The organism is Duganella fentianensis (genome assembly GCF_009857835.1).
GTDB lineage: Bacteria > Pseudomonadota > Gammaproteobacteria > Burkholderiales > Burkholderiaceae_D > Rugamonas > Rugamonas fentianensis.
Window position 1 is genome coordinate 981,604 of the sequence record NZ_WWCL01000002.1, and the last position, 16,201, is coordinate 997,804.

19 protein-coding genes are annotated in these 16,201 nt (G+C 58.9%); 6 read left to right on the top strand and 13 right to left on the bottom strand.

What is annotated here, in order from left to right:
- Positions 1-5: 5 nt before the first annotated feature.
- The 7 genes from nadC to queE form a co-directional block, all read right to left on the bottom strand.
- Positions 6-872, bottom strand: coding sequence for a carboxylating nicotinate-nucleotide diphosphorylase (gene nadC / locus GTP23_RS12215; protein ID WP_161035367.1), 867 nt, complete (start codon positions 870-872; stop codon positions 6-8).
- Entirely contained in the window at positions 869-2,014 is a 1,146-nt protein-coding gene (nadA, locus tag GTP23_RS12220) for a quinolinate synthase NadA (RefSeq protein ID WP_161035368.1), read from the bottom strand. Before nadA ends, nadC begins: the two co-directional genes overlap by 4 nt.
- Before the next feature lie 41 nt (positions 2,015-2,055).
- Positions 2,056-3,657 carry an ABC-F family ATPase gene (locus GTP23_RS12225; protein WP_161035369.1) on the bottom strand — a complete coding sequence of 534 codons (1,602 nt, stop codon included), beginning with the start codon at positions 3,655-3,657 and terminating at the stop codon, positions 2,056-2,058.
- 48 nt (positions 3,658-3,705) lie between these two features.
- On the bottom strand, positions 3,706-4,632 hold the full coding sequence (gene ldcA, locus GTP23_RS12230; protein WP_161035370.1) for a muramoyltetrapeptide carboxypeptidase: 927 nt from the start codon (positions 4,630-4,632) through the stop codon (positions 3,706-3,708).
- A 113-nt stretch (positions 4,633-4,745) separates the two neighbouring features.
- Entirely contained in the window at positions 4,746-5,258 is a 513-nt protein-coding gene (gene tadA / locus GTP23_RS12235) for a tRNA adenosine(34) deaminase TadA (protein WP_161035371.1), read from the bottom strand.
- A 4-nt stretch (positions 5,259-5,262) separates the two neighbouring features.
- Entirely contained in the window at positions 5,263-5,709 is a 447-nt protein-coding gene (gene queD, locus GTP23_RS12240; protein WP_161035372.1) for a 6-carboxytetrahydropterin synthase QueD, read from the bottom strand.
- Between the two features lie 2 nt (positions 5,710-5,711).
- Positions 5,712-6,347: a 7-carboxy-7-deazaguanine synthase gene (gene queE / locus GTP23_RS12245; RefSeq protein ID WP_161035373.1), complete on the bottom strand. Its 636-nt coding sequence runs from the start codon at positions 6,345-6,347 to the stop codon at positions 5,712-5,714.
- A gap of 142 nt (positions 6,348-6,489) precedes the next feature.
- On the opposite strand from queE, the gene GTP23_RS12250 reads away from it, so the two are divergent.
- Complete coding sequence (locus GTP23_RS12250) at positions 6,490-7,485, top strand: sensor domain-containing diguanylate cyclase (protein WP_202412161.1); 996 nt, start codon at positions 6,490-6,492, stop codon at positions 7,483-7,485.
- On the opposite strand, the gene GTP23_RS12255 is transcribed toward GTP23_RS12250, so the two are convergent.
- From GTP23_RS12255 to GTP23_RS12280, 6 genes are all read right to left on the bottom strand, one after another.
- A complete protein-coding gene (locus GTP23_RS12255; protein WP_161035374.1) occupies positions 7,482-9,206 on the bottom strand; it encodes a DUF4214 domain-containing protein in 1,725 nt (574 codons plus the stop codon). The two genes, GTP23_RS12250 and GTP23_RS12255, sit on opposite strands and share 4 nt — an antisense overlap.
- Before the next feature lie 43 nt (positions 9,207-9,249).
- Positions 9,250-9,696: a hypothetical protein gene (locus GTP23_RS12260; RefSeq protein WP_202412163.1), complete on the bottom strand. Its 447-nt coding sequence runs from the start codon at positions 9,694-9,696 to the stop codon at positions 9,250-9,252.
- Entirely contained in the window at positions 9,693-9,959 is a 267-nt protein-coding gene (locus tag GTP23_RS12265) for a hypothetical protein (protein ID WP_161035375.1), read from the bottom strand. The genes GTP23_RS12260 and GTP23_RS12265 overlap by 4 nt, the downstream gene beginning before the upstream one ends.
- The gene (locus tag GTP23_RS12270) at positions 9,956-10,738 is read right to left on the bottom strand and encodes a DNA/RNA non-specific endonuclease (RefSeq protein ID WP_161035376.1); all 783 of its coding nucleotides are present in this window, start codon (positions 10,736-10,738) and stop codon (positions 9,956-9,958) included. The genes GTP23_RS12265 and GTP23_RS12270 overlap by 4 nt, the downstream gene beginning before the upstream one ends.
- 70 nt (positions 10,739-10,808) lie before the next feature.
- Positions 10,809-11,450 carry an FABP family protein gene (locus GTP23_RS12275; RefSeq protein WP_161035377.1) on the bottom strand — a complete coding sequence of 214 codons (642 nt, stop codon included), beginning with the start codon at positions 11,448-11,450 and terminating at the stop codon, positions 10,809-10,811.
- Positions 11,447-11,782, bottom strand: coding sequence for a hypothetical protein (locus GTP23_RS12280; protein ID WP_202412164.1), 336 nt, complete (start codon positions 11,780-11,782; stop codon positions 11,447-11,449). Before GTP23_RS12280 ends, GTP23_RS12275 begins: the two co-directional genes overlap by 4 nt.
- Positions 11,783-11,908: 126 nt before the next feature.
- Between GTP23_RS12280 and GTP23_RS12285 the strand changes: the two genes are divergently transcribed.
- The 5 genes from GTP23_RS12285 to purT all read left to right on the top strand — a co-directional run bounded on the left by GTP23_RS12285 (position 11,909) and on the right by purT (position 16,153).
- Positions 11,909-12,367 carry an Lrp/AsnC family transcriptional regulator gene (locus GTP23_RS12285; RefSeq protein WP_161035378.1) on the top strand — a complete coding sequence of 153 codons (459 nt, stop codon included), beginning with the start codon at positions 11,909-11,911 and terminating at the stop codon, positions 12,365-12,367.
- Positions 12,368-12,710: 343 nt separating this feature from the next.
- The gene (locus GTP23_RS12290; protein WP_229256056.1) at positions 12,711-13,652 is read left to right on the top strand and encodes a hypothetical protein; all 942 of its coding nucleotides are present in this window, start codon (positions 12,711-12,713) and stop codon (positions 13,650-13,652) included.
- 41 nt (positions 13,653-13,693) lie between these two features.
- On the top strand, positions 13,694-14,104 hold the full coding sequence (locus tag GTP23_RS12295) for a hypothetical protein (RefSeq protein WP_161035380.1): 411 nt from the start codon (positions 13,694-13,696) through the stop codon (positions 14,102-14,104).
- A 72-nt stretch (positions 14,105-14,176) separates the two neighbouring features.
- Positions 14,177-14,920, top strand: coding sequence for a DUF481 domain-containing protein (locus GTP23_RS12300; protein WP_161035381.1), 744 nt, complete (start codon positions 14,177-14,179; stop codon positions 14,918-14,920).
- Positions 14,921-14,941: 21 nt separating this feature from the next.
- Complete coding sequence (purT, locus tag GTP23_RS12305) at positions 14,942-16,153, top strand: formate-dependent phosphoribosylglycinamide formyltransferase (protein WP_161035382.1); 1,212 nt, start codon at positions 14,942-14,944, stop codon at positions 16,151-16,153.
- Positions 16,154-16,201 lie beyond the last annotated feature (48 nt).

Sequence of the window (16,201 nt, forward strand, 5' to 3'; positions counted from 1 at the left end):
GAAGCCTAGCCTATGATGCGCAGCGAATAGTCGGTCGCGCGCACATCCTTGGTCAGGCTGCCAATGGAAATGCGGTCCACGCCCGTTTCGGCAATGGCGCGCACGGTATCGAAGTTTATGCCGCCGGAAGCTTCCAGCAGCGCACGGCCAGCATTGCGCTGTACCGCGTCACGCATCATATCGAGGCTGAAATTATCCAGCAGGATGGAGACAGCACCGGCCGCCAGCGCTTCATCCAGTTCTGCAATGGTTTCCACTTCCACCTGTATCGACACGCCCTTGTTGAGCGCCTGCGCCGCATGCACGGCGGGCGTAATGCCGCCTGCTGCCGCGATATGGTTTTCCTTGATCAGAATGCCGTCATACAGGGCCAGACGCTGGTTCTGGCCACCGCCCACGCGTACCGCATACTTCTGCGCCAGCCGCATGCCGGGCAAAGTCTTGCGGGTGTCGAGGATGGCCGCGCGCGTGCCGGCAATCACATCCACATATTTGCGCGTCACCGTAGCAACGCCGGACAGCAGCTGCAGGAAATTCAGCGCTGCACGCTCGCCCGTCAGCAATGCACGGGCCGGACCATGCAGCGTGCACACCGGCGTGTCGGCCTGCATCAGATCGCCTTCGGCATAGTGCCATTCGATTTCGATACCGGCCTGCATACAGTTCATCACGCCTTCGAACCACGGCGCACCGCATAACACGGCCTGTTCGCGCACGATCACGCGGGCCGTGGCACGGCCACCTTCCGGCACCAGCAAGCCGGTCAGGTCGCCTGTACCCACATCTTCCAGCAGGGCCGAAAGCAGATTGGCTTCAAACGCCGCTTTGAGCGCCTCGTCGAACGGCGCGTAACGGTTGATCAGAGTACTCATGCCGGGCCTATCCCGTCGAACAGTTTGCCTTCCTGCGCCAGATCGGCGCTAGCCTGTACGCGCGCCTTTTTGGCTGCCGCGAAATCCAGCATGCGGGTAATCGAGGTCACGGCTTTCTGGCCGATAGCCGGATCGACGTGGATCTCGTTGGCGCTGCTGTTATCCATGTTTTCCAGCAGGTCCACCAGATTCTGCAAGCCATTCATGGCCATCCACGGGCAGTGGGCGCAGCTCTTGCAGGTCGCGCTATTGCCGGCCGTAGGCGCTTCGATGAAGCGTTTGCCCGGTGCCGCGGCGCGCATCTTGTGCAGAATGCCGTTATCGGTCGCCACGATAAAGGTATCGGCCGGCAGATTCACGGCGGCGTCGATGATCTGGGTGGTGGAGCCCACCACATCGGCCAGCGCCACCACGTTGGCTGGCGATTCCGGATGCACAAGGATCTTCGCCTCAGGATACTGGGCCTTGAGCAGCTCCAGTTCCACGCCTTTGAATTCGTCATGCACGAGGCAGGAACCCTGCCACAGCAACATGTCTGCTCCAGTCTTCTTCTGGATATAGGAACCCAGATGTTTGTCCGGCGCCCACAGGATCTTCTTGCCCTGCGCATGCAGGTGGGCCACGATATCGAGGCCGATGGACGAGGTCACCATCCAGTCGGCGCGCGCTTTGACGGCCGCGCTGGTGTTGGCATATACCACCACCGTGCGGTCCGGATGGGCGTCGCAGAAAGCGGTGAATTCATCGGCCGGGCAACCCAGATCGAGCGAACAGGTCGCGTCGAGATCGGGCATCAGTATGCGCTTCTCGGGGCTGAGGATTTTAGCCGTCTCGCCCATGAAGCGCACACCGGCCACGATCAGCGTTTTGGCGCTGTGGTCGCGGCCGAAGCGGGCCATCTCTAGCGAGTCGGACACGCAACCGCCCGTCTCTTCCGCCAGATCCTGCAGATCAGCGTCCACATAGTAATGCGACACCAGCACGGCCTGCTTTTCCTTCAGCAGTTGCTTGATGCGCGCTTTGAGGCTGCTACGCTGCTCCGCCGTCAGCGGAGCGGGAGTACGTGCCCACGCGCGGGCGGTGCAGCTGGCGCCGTCCTGCGGGTGCTCGTACTCGACGGGCTTGATTTCTATGGTTTGCATGCTACTCGCTTGAACTTGGTCTGATGATGCGCTGGCCCGGCTTAGTTGATGCCCTGGCTGCTCAGGTACTCTTCGTAGTTGCCGCGGAAGTCGATCACTTCATTTTCCTTGATTTCGATAATCCGGTTCGCCAGCGAGGAAACGAACTCGCGGTCGTGCGATACGAAGATCAGGGTGCCCGCGTATTTTTCCAGGGCGATGTTGAGCGATTCGATCGATTCCATATCCATGTGGTTGGTCGGTTCGTCCAGCAGCAGCACATTGTGACGGCCCAGCATCAGCTTGCCGTACATCATGCGGCCCTTTTCACCACCGGACAGCACTTTCACGGATTTCTTCACTTCGTCGCCGCCGAACAGCAAGCGGCCCAGGATCGAACGCACGGCCTGATCGTCGTCGCCTTCCTTGGTCCACTTGCCCATCCAGTCGGTCAGGTTGATATCGGTGGCGAAGTCTTCCGTCGGATCCTGTGGCATATAGCCCACGTTGGCGTTCTCGGCCCATTTCACCAGACCGTGGTCGGCTTGCAGACCGGCGATGTCCTGACCGCCGATACAGCGCAGCATGGTGGTCTTACCGGCGCCGTTGGCACCGATGATGGCGATGCGTTCGCCTGCTTCCACCATGATGCTGAAGTTATTGAACAGCTGGCGGTCGTATTTCTTGGCGATGCTTTCCACTTCCACGGCCAGACGGTGCAGTTTCTTCTCGCCTTCGAAGCGCACGAACGGATAGGCACGCGAGGACGGTTTGATGTCCTCGACCTTGATCTTGTCTATCATCTTGGCGCGCGAAGTGGCCTGACGGGCTTTCGACTTGTTGGCCGAGAAGCGGCGTACGAAGTCCTGCAGTTCGGCCACTTTCTCTTTGGCCTTGGCATTGTTGGCCAGCTGCTGGTTACGCGCCTGGGTCGATGCCAGCATATAGTCATCGTAGTTGCCCGGATAGATCTTCAGCGTGCCGTAATCCATGTCGGCCACGTGGGTGCAGACCTGATTCAGGAAGTGACGATCGTGGGAAATGATGATCATGGTGGAGTTGCGCTCGTTCAGCACATCTTCCAGCCAGCGGATGGTGTTAATGTCCAGGTTATTGGTCGGCTCGTCCAGCAGCAGGATGTCGGGATTCGAGAACAGCGCCTGTGCCAGCAGCACGCGCAGCTTCCAGCCCGGCGACACATTGCTCATCGGGCCCTGATGCAGATCGATGGCAATGCCCACGCCCAGCAGCAGTTCGCCGGCACGGGCTTCGGCCGTGTAGCCGTCGTATTCGGCCACTTTGCCTTCCAGTTCGGCCGCCTTCATGTAGTCGTCGTCGGTGGCTTCCGGATTGGCGTAGATCGCATCGCGTTCGGCCATCGCCGCCCACATTTCCGTGTGGCCCATCATGACCACGTCCAGCACGCGCATTTCTTCGTAGGCAAACTGATCCTGACGCAGCTTACCGAGGCGCTCGTTCACATCCAGCATCACATTACCGGACGACGGTTCCAGATCGCCACCGAGGATTTTCATGAAGGTGGACTTGCCGCAGCCGTTCGCGCCGATCAGACCGTAACGGTTGCCATCGCCGAATTTAACGGAAATGTTTTCGAACAGCGGCTTGGCGCCGAATTGCATGGTGATATTGGCTGTGGAGAGCACGAGGAAGACCTTTAAAGCAGTGAATTGAATTAACCGGGCATTTTACCATTAGCCGCGCAAGGTCGGGTACTCGCTGAGCGTGAGCTCCAGTGTGCGCGCCGTCGAACTTAGGTGGGCCATGGCACCGTAAGGCAGCGTGGCGCGCCGTTCGATGTGGCCGAACGGCAGGCCGGTCAGCACGGGCAGCGGCAGCACGGAACGCAGATAGGCCAGCATGGCTTCGAAATCGTAGCCGTTATCGTAGGGGCTCAGCTTGTAGCCGGAGAAATCGCCCAGCACTAGCGCCTGCTGGCCGGCCAGCGCACCGGCATAGAACAGCTGCAGCACCATGCGTTCGATGCGGTAGGGATGCTCGCTGATATCTTCAAGGAACAGGATGCCGCCGGGCTGGGCGGCGAAATACGGCGTGCCCAGCAGGCTGACCAGCATGGCCAGATTGCCGCCCCACAGCTGGCCGCGCACATCGACTTCAGGGTTGTCGCTGCCCTCTGCTGCCACCTCGCCCAGCACCTGATGCAGTGGCCCGCGCAGGCAGTTGTGGAATTGCTGCATGGTGTAGCCCACCAGCGTCTCGCGCGCATAATCGCCGCAGAACATGGGTCCAGCGAAACTGATGCAGCCGGTCTGTTTCATGTAGGCCATCTGGAAGGCCGTGAAATCGCTATAGCCGACGAACAGCTTGCCGCTCGCAGCGAGGCGATCGAAATCGATATGGGGCAGCAGCCGGCTCATGCCGTAGGAGCCGCGCAAAGCCAGCACCACCTCTACGTCGGGATCCTCGGCCGCAGCATACAGTTGCGCCAGCCGCGCTTCGTCGGTACCGGCAAACCGCTGGTGGCGTGCATCATGCTGGTAGTAGTTGTGGATCAGATAGCCCTGCTGGCGCAGGCGTGCTATGCCCGCTTCAACTGCGGGATAATCCGGCGCATAGCCACCGGTGGCGGCAATCGCCATGCCGAAAGGAAGAGTAGTCAAATTGGTTCTGCCGCAGAGAGTGGGTGTGCGCTGCAAATCAGCGTTAAAAAAACGCCACCATCTTACCGCGCTGCCCTTGGGGCGGGCAAGTTAGCCCCTTGCTCGCGGGCAGCCTAGGCGCTGTCCGCGTCCGGCGCTGCCAGCCCGTCGCTGGCCGCCCGGCGCGCGGCACTGGCGGCCGCACGGCGCGCAGCGAAAAAGCCTTTCAGCATCTCGCCGCACTCCTCGCCCAGCACACCGCCCGTAACGCTGGTGTGATGGTTGAGCTGGCTGTGCTCGAACAGATTCATCAGCGAGCCGCACACGCCCGTCTTGGGGTCGCTGGCGCCGAACACCACACGAGACAGGCGCGCATGCATCATGGCACCCGAACACATCAAACAAGGTTCCAGCGTAACGTACAGTTCGCAGCCGGGCAGACGGTAGTTGCCCAGCTTTGCGGCCGCTGCGCGCAACGCGACAATTTCCGCATGCGCGCTAGGGTCATGCTTGCCTATGGGCTGGTTATAGCCGCAGGCGATTACCTCGCCATCCTTGACGACAACCGCCCCCACCGGCACTTCGCCCAGATCCCACGCCTGCCGCGCCTGTTCCAGCGCCAGCCGCATAAAATCCTGATCCGTCATGGACTCAGGCCTCCGTGATTTCGGCCCAGCAGTTCGGCGTTTCGTGCAACACCAGCTTGTGCAGGTGCAGGCCGGTACCGTAGCGGTCTTTGTAGGCGGCCTTGAGGATGGCAAAGGCCACATGGGCCAGATTCTCCACGGTAGGAATGCGGTCGATCACCACCGTTTTGTGACCGGGCAAGCTGGCGAGGAATTCTCGCACGGCCGCATCTTTCTCGTAGACGATGAAAGCATGGTCCCAGACATCCACCAGATGCTCTTTGGCCAGCGCCTTGATATCGGAGAAGTCCATGATCATGCCGTTGTCGGAATTGCCTTCGGCGCTGATGATTTCGCCCGTCAGGGTGATTTCCAGCGTGTAGCGATGGCCGTGCAGATTGCGGCACTGGCTTTTGTGGTCGGGAATCCGGTGGCCGGCATCGAATTCCAGTTTGCGGGTAATGGTCAGCATGATTAGGGTATCTGTAAAAGTTTATGGGTTTGCAAGCTCAGCTTCCACTTGGGGTTGCGCTTGCAGGTCTCGATCGCCAGACGGGTGTTGAATTCAGCCAGAGGACCATCCATCGCCTGCACGAAATAGTGCTCGAAATCGAGCCCTTCGTAGGCACTCAGGTCCTGTCCCGTCTGCGGTATCACCACCTTGATTTCATTGCCTTTGCTCACAGCCAGCGTCGAACCCATTTTCGGGCTCACGCAGATCCAGTCCACTCCTGCCGGCACCGGCAGCGTGCCATTGGTTTCGATGGCGATGGTGAAGCCTTGCGCATGCATGGCCTCGATCAGCGGGCCATCCAGCTGCAGCAGCGGTTCGCCGCCCGTGAACACCACGTATTTGCTGGCCGCGTAGCTGGCCGGCCAGAGCGCATTAATGGTCGCGGCCAGTTCGGCCGGCGTAGCGAACTTGCCACCGCCCTCGCCGTCCGTGCCGACAAAATCCGTATCGCAAAACTGGCAGATGGCCTGGGCACGGTCCTGCTCGCGGCCGGTCCACAGATTGCAGCCGGAAAAGCGGCAGAACACGGCAGGCCGGCCCGCATGGGCGCCCTCGCCTTGCAGCGTGTAAAAAATCTCTTTGATGCTGTAAGTCACGGCAGTTCCTGAAAGGACAACCCTCAATTATATCCCATACTGTGCGCACCGCACTAGCCGGTGAAAAAGTTGACTTTCCACAATGCTACTCCAAGGCAATCACGTTATGTTGTCTCCATGCACAAACAAGGAAGAGTCGCCCATGTCCACGCCGCCTAAAATCCAGCATGTGATGGAATACCCCGCCGCCGACGCCCAGCATGGCTTCGCCCTGAAACTGATGGAACTGCTGGTGGTGCCGACTTTTGTACTCGATCTGCAAGGCAAGGTCATCATCTGGAACCGTGCCTGCGAACGCCTGACGGGCGTGGAAGCCTGGGAAGTGCTGGGCACGCGCGATCACTGGAAAAGCTTCTACCACGAACAGCGCCCCACGCTGGCGGATCTGGTGGTGGAGCACCGCAGCAGCGCCGGTGCGCTCGAGCACAGCCCGCAGGTCCGCCGTGCCGACACGGATAGCGGCCTGTGCGCGGAAAACTGGTGCGATATGCCCCGTCTGGGCCGGCGCCGCTATCTGGTGGCCGATGCCAGCCCTATCCACGACAGTGCCGGCCAGCTGGTGGCCGTGGCCGAGACGCTGCGCGATGTGACGGATGAAAAGCGCGCTCAGGCTGCGCTGGAACAGCTCGCCACCCGCGATGGTCTGACGGGGCTGGCCAACCGGCGCTGCTTCGACGATACGTTGAATGCAGAATGGGCCCGCGCCCTGCGCCAGAACCAGCCGCTGTCACTACTGATGGTGGATGTCGATAACTTCAAGCAGTACAACGACGCTTATGGCCATCTGGGTGGTGATGAGTGCCTGCAGCGCATCGCCGGTGCTGTCGCCTGCGAAATGCGTACCAACGATCTGGTGGCACGCTATGGTGGCGAGGAATTCGCCGTCATCCTGCCCAACCAGTCGCTGAAAGGCGCGGCCATCGTAGCCGAGCGCATACGCTGCCGGGTGGAGCAGCTGCACCTGCCCAATCTCGGCAGTCTGCAGCATGTGGTAACAGTGAGCATAGGCGCCGCCACGGCGTTTGCCGCACCGGGCAGCGATCCGGGTCTTCTGGTGGCAACAGCCGATTCCGCGCTTTACCGCGCCAAACACATGGGCCGCAACCGCATCAGTCTGCCCGAGCCTGATGCCTCTTAACCCGTATAGACGATGTAGTCGAAACCGTTGACGATGGAACCGATGACGCCCACCTGGTTCTCAGGTGATTCCGAGATCGCGGCCAACACCTCGGCCCGGCTGGCGTCACCTTTATTGATATTGTTCACATAGAACGTCAGGCCATCTGCATCAGGCACGCGGTGCAGGACGTTCTGATAAATCTGCGCAACGAAATCATGCGTATTCAGGTTGCTGCCATAGGCTTTGGTGAACTCGTTGCTGGTCATCATATAGTTTGCGACCTGATTCAGGCTGTAGCCATTCTCCAGCGCGCGTATCCAGAAGCCCAGTCCGCCCAGATCCGGCGCACGATTAAACGCCGCCTGATACAGCCGGTATGCTTCACCACCGATCTGGTGATCGCCGATGTCAAGCGCTACCGCATTGCCGCTGGCAAAGAACAAGCGCTCCACATTACTCAACACATCCTGCGCACCGCTCGCGTTATCCGTCACGAGAAATTCGTTGCCGCTTCCGCTTACCGTATAGCTATCGCGGACCTTGGCAAAGCTGGCCGTATCGAAACCGGCGCCTGCATTCACCAGCTCGCTACCAGTGCCCAACACCAGCTTGTCATTGGCCGTACTGCCATTCACAATCTGGCTAATCAGGCTCAGATCGATGGTCCGGTCGGAAAATTTCAGCTGTTCGATACCGCTCAGCTTATCCGTGCCGTCGCCGCTAACCTGCAGGCTGGCGCTACTTCCGCTCAGCACATACTGGTTGTAGCTGCGGGCAAACACCACGGTATCCGTACCTGCGCCGCCGCTGATGGTGTCGCTGCCTGCACCCTCGTAGAACGTATCGGCGCCAGTACCGCCAGTCAGGGTATTACCCACATCATTGGCATAGACGGTAGAACCACCCGTGCCCGCTACTGCCTTCTCTATGGTGACGTTATAGGCAATCGAAATATTGTTATAGCCGGGTGCCGTCGAACTAAAGCTGCCGGCTTTCAGATTGATCACCACCGCATCCGTGCAGGCGGAAAAATCAAAAGTATCGGTGCCGCCCGCGTCCCAGATACACTGCATCGCCGCATCAGTGGCGAAACTATAGGTATCAGCGCCCGTGTGATACGTCATGTTGGCGCCATACAGATACTGGATCGCCTGAATGTCGTACAGCATGGGGGTAATGCCGTATTTGTGATTGAGACTGAAACCGGCGCCGTTGTTATACGACATCTGGGTGTATTCGATATTATCGGTCGCGGTCGGCAGATACGGGCCACTGATGCTGCTGCCCGTCGAATCGTAATCTCCCGGATGCTTGAGGCCCAGCGTATGACCCAGTTCGTGTATCAGCACCGAAGGTCCGAAAGACCCGTCGACGTAGCGGTTATTGGACGAGTCAGTGTTATTCAGGAACAGATAGGTAGGATCGCTACCATTCGGCAGATAGGCGTAGCCGCTACTCTGATTACCCTGATCGTTGGAGCCTAGCTGGATATCGCCGCCGGAGGCAACTTCCGCGAATTTGATGTTGGCAACCGCAGCCCAGACGGCCATTTCGGCACGGGCGGCAGCTTGCTGAACTTCAGTCAGCGGTGCAAAACCGCGCACGTCCTCAATGCTGCCATCGCTAGGCGCCACCGCCATGAAACTATAGGTGATCATGACGGTCGTGCCGGGCCGCTTCGCCCAGCTGCTATAGACCAGCGAATCGATGGAGTTGTTACCTGTTACAAAAAAGGCCATGACTGATCAATCTAAATACAAAGAAATTGCCACCATCCTAGCATTAGAACGGCAATGCCTGCAGATCGGGTTCCACCCAGTTTCTACGTGCCTCGGTGGAAAACAGGCAGTCGCTGCTCCAGTACTTGAGGGGCCAGTGCTTGTCACCTACGGACGAGGCCAGTAAGCCCGTACACAGGGCCGCCAGGCCGCTACCGGCCGGCTGCTGGCGCACGTAGTCGGCTACGGCACGTAGCGAAGCCTGGGTTATGGTTTCATGATAGCCGCCCGTATCCGTATTCGCGACGCCGCAAGCCAGATTGTAGGCGCGAATGATGCCCGGCATGGCGATGGGCGCATCGATATCAGGCCGCGCGACCACCAGCCACAGAGCGGCGGCAAGATGGGCCGCATGAGTCCATTGCTGCTTGGGCAGGCTGCAGTCCAGCAGGCCCTGGCCTATGGCGTGTATCTGGCCTTCGCTCATTAAAGCACCTTGATAACTACTCATGCAGAGTCTCCAAATGGATTGGCAACGGTAGTGACAACTGCGGGCGCCAGTGTGGCCGGTAGCGTATGGCTTTCCAGTGCCGCCACCACATCGTTCAGCAGTTGCTGCAGGGCGCGCGCATCGGCCAGCCCGCGCTGATCTGCCGTCAGATCCAGATCGCCGCTGATGGTGATGCGATCCAGCCGGTTTTCGATGCACAGCTGGCCGATATGGCGTACATCGGCTTCATTGGCGTACGGTAGGAATTGCCGGGACTGTTTCATTTTCCACCTCTCGATTTACGCAGCTTTACATTTGGCAAACGCAAAACTGTCTCCTTTTGCACAGCACTGAGACTAGGCAGCAGATTGATGCCTATGCGCGCTTCCAGTTGCGCAATACTCAACAGCTCATAATCGCTGGTAGCACGATTTTCCACAAAAAATGCTGCGCCGGCGCGCTGACGCGGGCTATACACAACCTTGTACAGGTGGCTAGGCACCAGCACATTGCCGATTTTCTGCAGATTCGCCCCCAGAAACACGGGGCCCGTCAGCACATACAGCTCGCCTTCCTTGAGCGCCTGCTTGCGCACCACCGCTTCGATGCCGGCCCACAAATGGCGGTTATTCTCGCCGTCCTGCGGCACCATATTGGCCAGTGTAAAGCTCTGGTGCTGACTAGCCCGGTCCGGCATGTCGCCGTTTGGCGCCATATGACCCCGATCATAGCCGCTGCGGGCGTAATCGGACAGCTCGGCACGGGCATTAGCCGGCAGCCGGGCTTCGGAGTGGAAGGAATTTTCGCGCGACAGGGTTTGGGCCGCCTGCACCTGCCCGGCCGTTAAATGTTCGGCCGACCACAGTGGCGTGCGGGTGATACCGGAATGCATAACCCCGAACTCATCGTAGCAAAGCTCGGTGGTAGCGGCCTGCATGCGGGAATTCTGGATTTCGGGCAGGCGCCCGTCCACATAGTGGGCGGGACAGCTACCCGCCGCTGCACTGGCACAGACACCGGCCGCCAGCAGCACGGCCAGCATACTGCGTTGAATCAGACCCATCTTTTATCCGTAGAAATTTGAAACAGGCATTCTAACGGACAGATAGTCGCCCGCACAGGGCGGCGCGTACTCAGGCCGGCTGGCCCGTGACCTGAGGGTTCGGGGTTGGCTCGGCCACCTTGTGCAAGTGATTGCTATCCCGGTGATGGAAAGGCTCCGTCTGTCCACGGATGAGCATCACCGTGTCCTCCTCGTAGGACCAGCTGCCATCGTCGTGGAAGCTGACCTTGATACGGTATTCCACCGTCTTGAAACCATGTTCGAGGAAGGGATTGGAGCGTATGCCATAAGTTTCCGACTCGCGCTGGGCGACCAGCTCGAACTCGCGCGCATCGGCCGCCACCACGCCGGCCGCCATGGCGATCTGGCCACGCGGAATGGCCAGCGTCTGGATCACCGTGCTGGTAGCCGGCTCCCACAGCCAGTAACCCACCTGCTCGTGATAAGTCTTAGGCTGATCCGGCTTATTGACGATGATCAGATAGCGCAGGCCATAGAACAGCTGCGGGCCGTTGGTCACGGGATCGATGGGCTGCAGTTCGATGCGTTCCACATAGGCCTGTTTGCGCGGACCATCCGCCTTGGGCTTGATATCGAGGCCGCGCTGGCCTGTCCAGATGCCGGCCATACGGGCCAGCGGGCCCAGATTATTCAGAGTATTACGATCGTAGCCTTCCGGTTCGGTGTAGATATCGTTTGAAAACTCGCTCATACGGATTCCTGTCTATGCTGATGAGCACTATTGTATGGCGGAATTGCCGAATAAGCATAAGCCTGCGCCACCGGCTCTTTCGCCGCTACCGGCAAAACCCGTACCGCCAGTACCCCCACTACATTGTTGAGGCGCATACGGCAGAGCGTCAGACCATCCTCGTCCGCGGCGGCCAGCCTGAGTTGCACTTCCAGTCCGGCCGGGATGGCATGACTGCGCAAACTGCGTAGATCCAGATCAAGTCGCCGGACGATAGCGAGCACCGCTTCCAGTGTAGCGATAGGGGCACCATCGTCGATGCAGAAACGGAAATTGGCCTGTGTATTTTTCATGCAGACAGAATATCCGCTATCGCGGGGAATAGGCTTCCATAGTTTATGCCAATTACCGAGATTTAAAGAAGAATCCACCATCTCGGATAGAATACGTAGAAGATAAATCTTCCGAGGCCAACTGACATGGAAATAGATGAAATAGATCGCAAGATTCTGCGCGCCCTGCGCCGCGATGGCCGGCTCAGCAATACCCGTCTGGCCGAGCTGGTGGGCCTGTCCACCACCCCCTGCTGGAACCGCGTGCGCGCACTGGAAGAGGCAGGAATGATAGAAGGCTATACCGCCCTGCTGAGCCAGAAAGCACTGGGCTACCCCGATACCGTCATCATCGAAGTCACGCTGGACCGGCATGACGACGACATATTCGAGAAATTCGGCCAGGCGCTGGCCGAGCTACCGGAAGTTATAGAAGCCTATCTACTGACGGGGGATTATGACTATCTGATCAAGGTCGCCGTGGCCGGCACGGCCGGTTATGAGGAATTCCTACGCCGCAAATTATATAAACTGCCGGGCTTAAAACACAGCCGTTCGACCTTTGTTTTACGTTGTTTAAAACACAGTGTTTCTGTCGAACCATAGTTTGGTGAATTTATTCAACATTAATAAGCGCGTAATACCTAAAAGCCACACTTTCTCACTTTTACTTGCCCCGCTATTTCTTCAATAGTAGATTAAAAAAACAGAATATTTAACAAAAAGGGGAAACACAATGCGATTTAATCAGATTGCGGCATTAACAACCTTATCGATTATTTCATCCGGCGCCTTGGCGGTAGAAAGCAGCTTTAGCGGTTTCGCCCAGTTGACTGTTGGCCGTGTCGTCAGTGGTAGTAGCGATGGCACTGTGCCGTATCAGATAAATGCCCAGCCCGGCTATAGCTATAAATGTCCTTGCTTTACTGGCAATTATGAATATGTCGGCATGTACGAATACCACAAGACCCAGGTCCAGCCGGAATCGCTGGCTGGTCTGCAGGGCAATTTCAAATTCTCGCCGGACCTGTCGGCCACGGTGCAGGTGGTGGCCCGGGGCGCCGACAGCTCGGTGAATGCCGACTGGGCCTACGGTAGCTACCGCATCAATGAAAACCTCACCCTGCAGGCCGGCCGCAAGCGCCTGCCACTGTACTACTACTCCGACTACATGTACGTGGGCTATGCCTACCCGTGGCTGCGCCCGTCGCAAGACCTGTACGCATGGCAGATCTACTCGTATGACGGCGCCAATCTGCTGTACACCAATACGGTGGGCGACTGGACTTATACGGGCAACGTCTGGGTCGGCAAGCGCAAGAGCAACGATAACCAGATGCTGGGCAATCTGTACTATTCCAGCCGCATCGACGAATCCTGGAACAAGATGATCGGTGCTTATCTGGATGCCAGCAACGATATATTCAGCGTGCGCGGCGTGTATATGCACACGGTGGTGGAACGTTATTCGGTTATTAATGGCGTGCGCAGTCCCGCCATGTCGGGAGCGAATGGTCAGTTAATTAATGATGTCGGTCAGGCATTTTATGGCCTGTCCTTCAATATGGATTTTAAAAACTGGCTGATGCGCAGCGAAATTAATTATATCGACCGTCCATCCGTTAAAAATACCTTTACCGCCCAGTCTTATTCCGGCGGTTATAAATTCGACCAGCATTCGGTCATGTTATCGTATTCGCAATTTGCCGAACATTCGGCTTACTGGCCTACCGGCACGGAGAAACATAACACTACTTCGCTCACTTATCGCTGGGACTTCACTACTTCGCAAGCGCTGAAAGTGCAGTTCGACAAAGTCAAGGACAAATCGAAATTCCAGTTCACCGGCGACGCCAATCAGCTGTCCGCTTCGTGGCAAATGGTGTTCTGATCTGATCCGACAATAATAAACAGACAATGAGGGAGTGTTTTATGCAGAAGTTATTCATCAAGCTGGCGCTGGCTAGCACCTGTATGCTGGCGGGCCTCGCTGCGGCAGCGGAGATTGTGGTCGTGGTCAATCCGAAGAACCCGGCCACGCGCATGTTCTCCGAGCAGGCATCCCAGTTCTTCCTGGGCAAGTCGACCATGTTCGTACCGCTCGATCAGGCGGAAAAGTCGCAGATACGCGCCGATTTCTACCAGCGTCTGGCCGGCAAGGATATTTCCCAGGTCAAAGCAGCCTGGGCCAAAATCATCTTTACGGGCAAGGGCGTGATGCCGGCCGAGCTGCATTCCACGGCGGAAGTCAAAAAAGCCATCGCCAACGATATCAATGCCATCGGCTATATCGAAAAGTCGGCGGTCGACGATAGCGTCAAAGTTATCCTCACCCTGCCTTAACCAGGGCGCCGGCTGGCTGTCGCGTACAGCCAGCCGTGCCGCCAGCGCGCTTGTCTCGGTTACAATGGTGGCATGAACGCAAAAAAAATCTTCCCCATTCTGCTGCTGTTCAGCGCCTTCAGCGCTGCAGCGGACAATGCGCCCCCTCTGGGCTGGAACAACTCAGCCGAGCTGGGCGCCATTTCCACTTCCGGCAATACGGTCGGTAATTCCGTGACCGGCAAACTGGACGCCCATCAGGAACTGCGCAACTGGAGCAATGAGTACATACTGGCGGCTTACTTCAAGGACGAAGAAATCAAGCAGGCCAGCGGCGAGCGCGTGCGACAGCGTTCGGCCCAGCGCTATTCATTGTCGGCCAAGGCCGCGTTCAAGCTGCTGGAAGACCACAACCGGCTGTTCGCGCTGGCCACCCATGTGGACGACCGCTTCGGTGCCTACACCCGCTACTCCACGCTGGGCGTCGGTTACGGCACCCAGGCCTACGCCACCGAGAGCAGCAATATGGACGTGGAAATCGGTCCGGGCTACTTCAAGGGCATGCGCTCCAATAGCGTGACGGAAAGCGGCATGACCATCCGCGGCGCAACCAACATCAAATGGAAAGTCAGCGATACCGCCCAGCTGTCGCAGAACATCATCGTCGAACGGGGCACCTCGAATGTGCACTCGCAGGCCGAGACAGCGCTGCGCACCAAGATCAATGGCACCATGCAGATGAAAGCCGCCTACAGCATCCGCAACGATACCAATGTGCCGGCCGACAAGCGCAATACCGATACCCAGACCTCGGTCACCCTGGTCTATTCGTTCTGATTTTTAATTAGCCATCACCCCATGAATACTCCCCGCATTTTCGGCACGCCGCTGGCGCCCAACGCTACCAAAGTCATGCTGCTCGGTTCCGGCGAACTCGGCAAAGAAGTCATCATCGCGCTGCAGCGCCTGGGCGTGGAAGTGATCGCCGTGGACCGCTATCCGAACGCACCGGGCCATCAGGTGGCGCACCGCGCCCATGTCATCAACATGACCGACGGCGCCGCACTGGCCGCCCTGATCGAGCAGGAACAGCCGGATCTGGTAGTGCCGGAAATCGAAGCCATCGCCACCGATGCCCTGGCTGCACTGGAGCAGGCCGGCAAGATCACCTGCATCCCCACCGCCCGCGCTGCCCAGCTGACCATGAACCGTGAAGGCATACGCCGCCTGGCTGCCGAAACGCTGGGTCTGGCCACCTCGCCCTACCGTTTCGCCAGCAGCCTGACCGAACTGCAGGCCGCTACGGCGGAAATCGGCTTCCCCTGCGTGATCAAGCCCGTCATGTCCTCGTCCGGCAAAGGCCAGTCCAAGATCGATAGCGCGGCCGAAGTGGCTGCCGCCTGGGACTACGCCGCCGCCGGCAGCCGGGTCGATGCGGGCCGCGTCATCGTTGAAGGCTTCATTGATTTCGATTACGAAATTACCCTGCTGACGGTGCGCTCCATCGGCGCCGATGGCCAGATCCAGACCCAGTTCTGCGATCCTATCGGCCACGTACAGGTACAGGGCGACTACGTCGAATCCTGGCAGCCTTGCGCCATGCAGCCGCTGGCGCTGGAGCGGGCGCGCGAGATCGCCGCCAAAGTCACGGCCGATCTGGGCGGACTGGGCCTGTTCGGCGTCGAGCTGTTCGTCAAGGGCGATATGGTGTGGTTCTCCGAAGTCAGCCCGCGCCCGCACGATACCGGCATGGTCACCATGGCCACCCAGGTGCAAAGCGAATTCGAACTGCATGCCAAAGCCATCCTCGGCCTGCCCGTGAATGTCACCCTGCGTACGCCCGGTGCTTCGGCCGTGATCTATGGCCAGCACGATGCGGTCGGCATCGCCTTTGAAGGCGTGGCCGCTGCGCTGGCCGTGCCGGGCAGCGATATCCGCCTGTTCGGCAAGCCGGAATCGTTTGCGCGCCGGCGCATGGGGGTGGCGCTGGCCAGCGCCGCCGATGTGGACACGGCACGCCAGCACGCCAAACAGGCCGCTGCCCTGGTGCAGCCGCGGCGCGCCAAGTAAAGCGGCGGCCGGGATGCCAGTACCCGCTGGCATCCACTTTCCGCCACA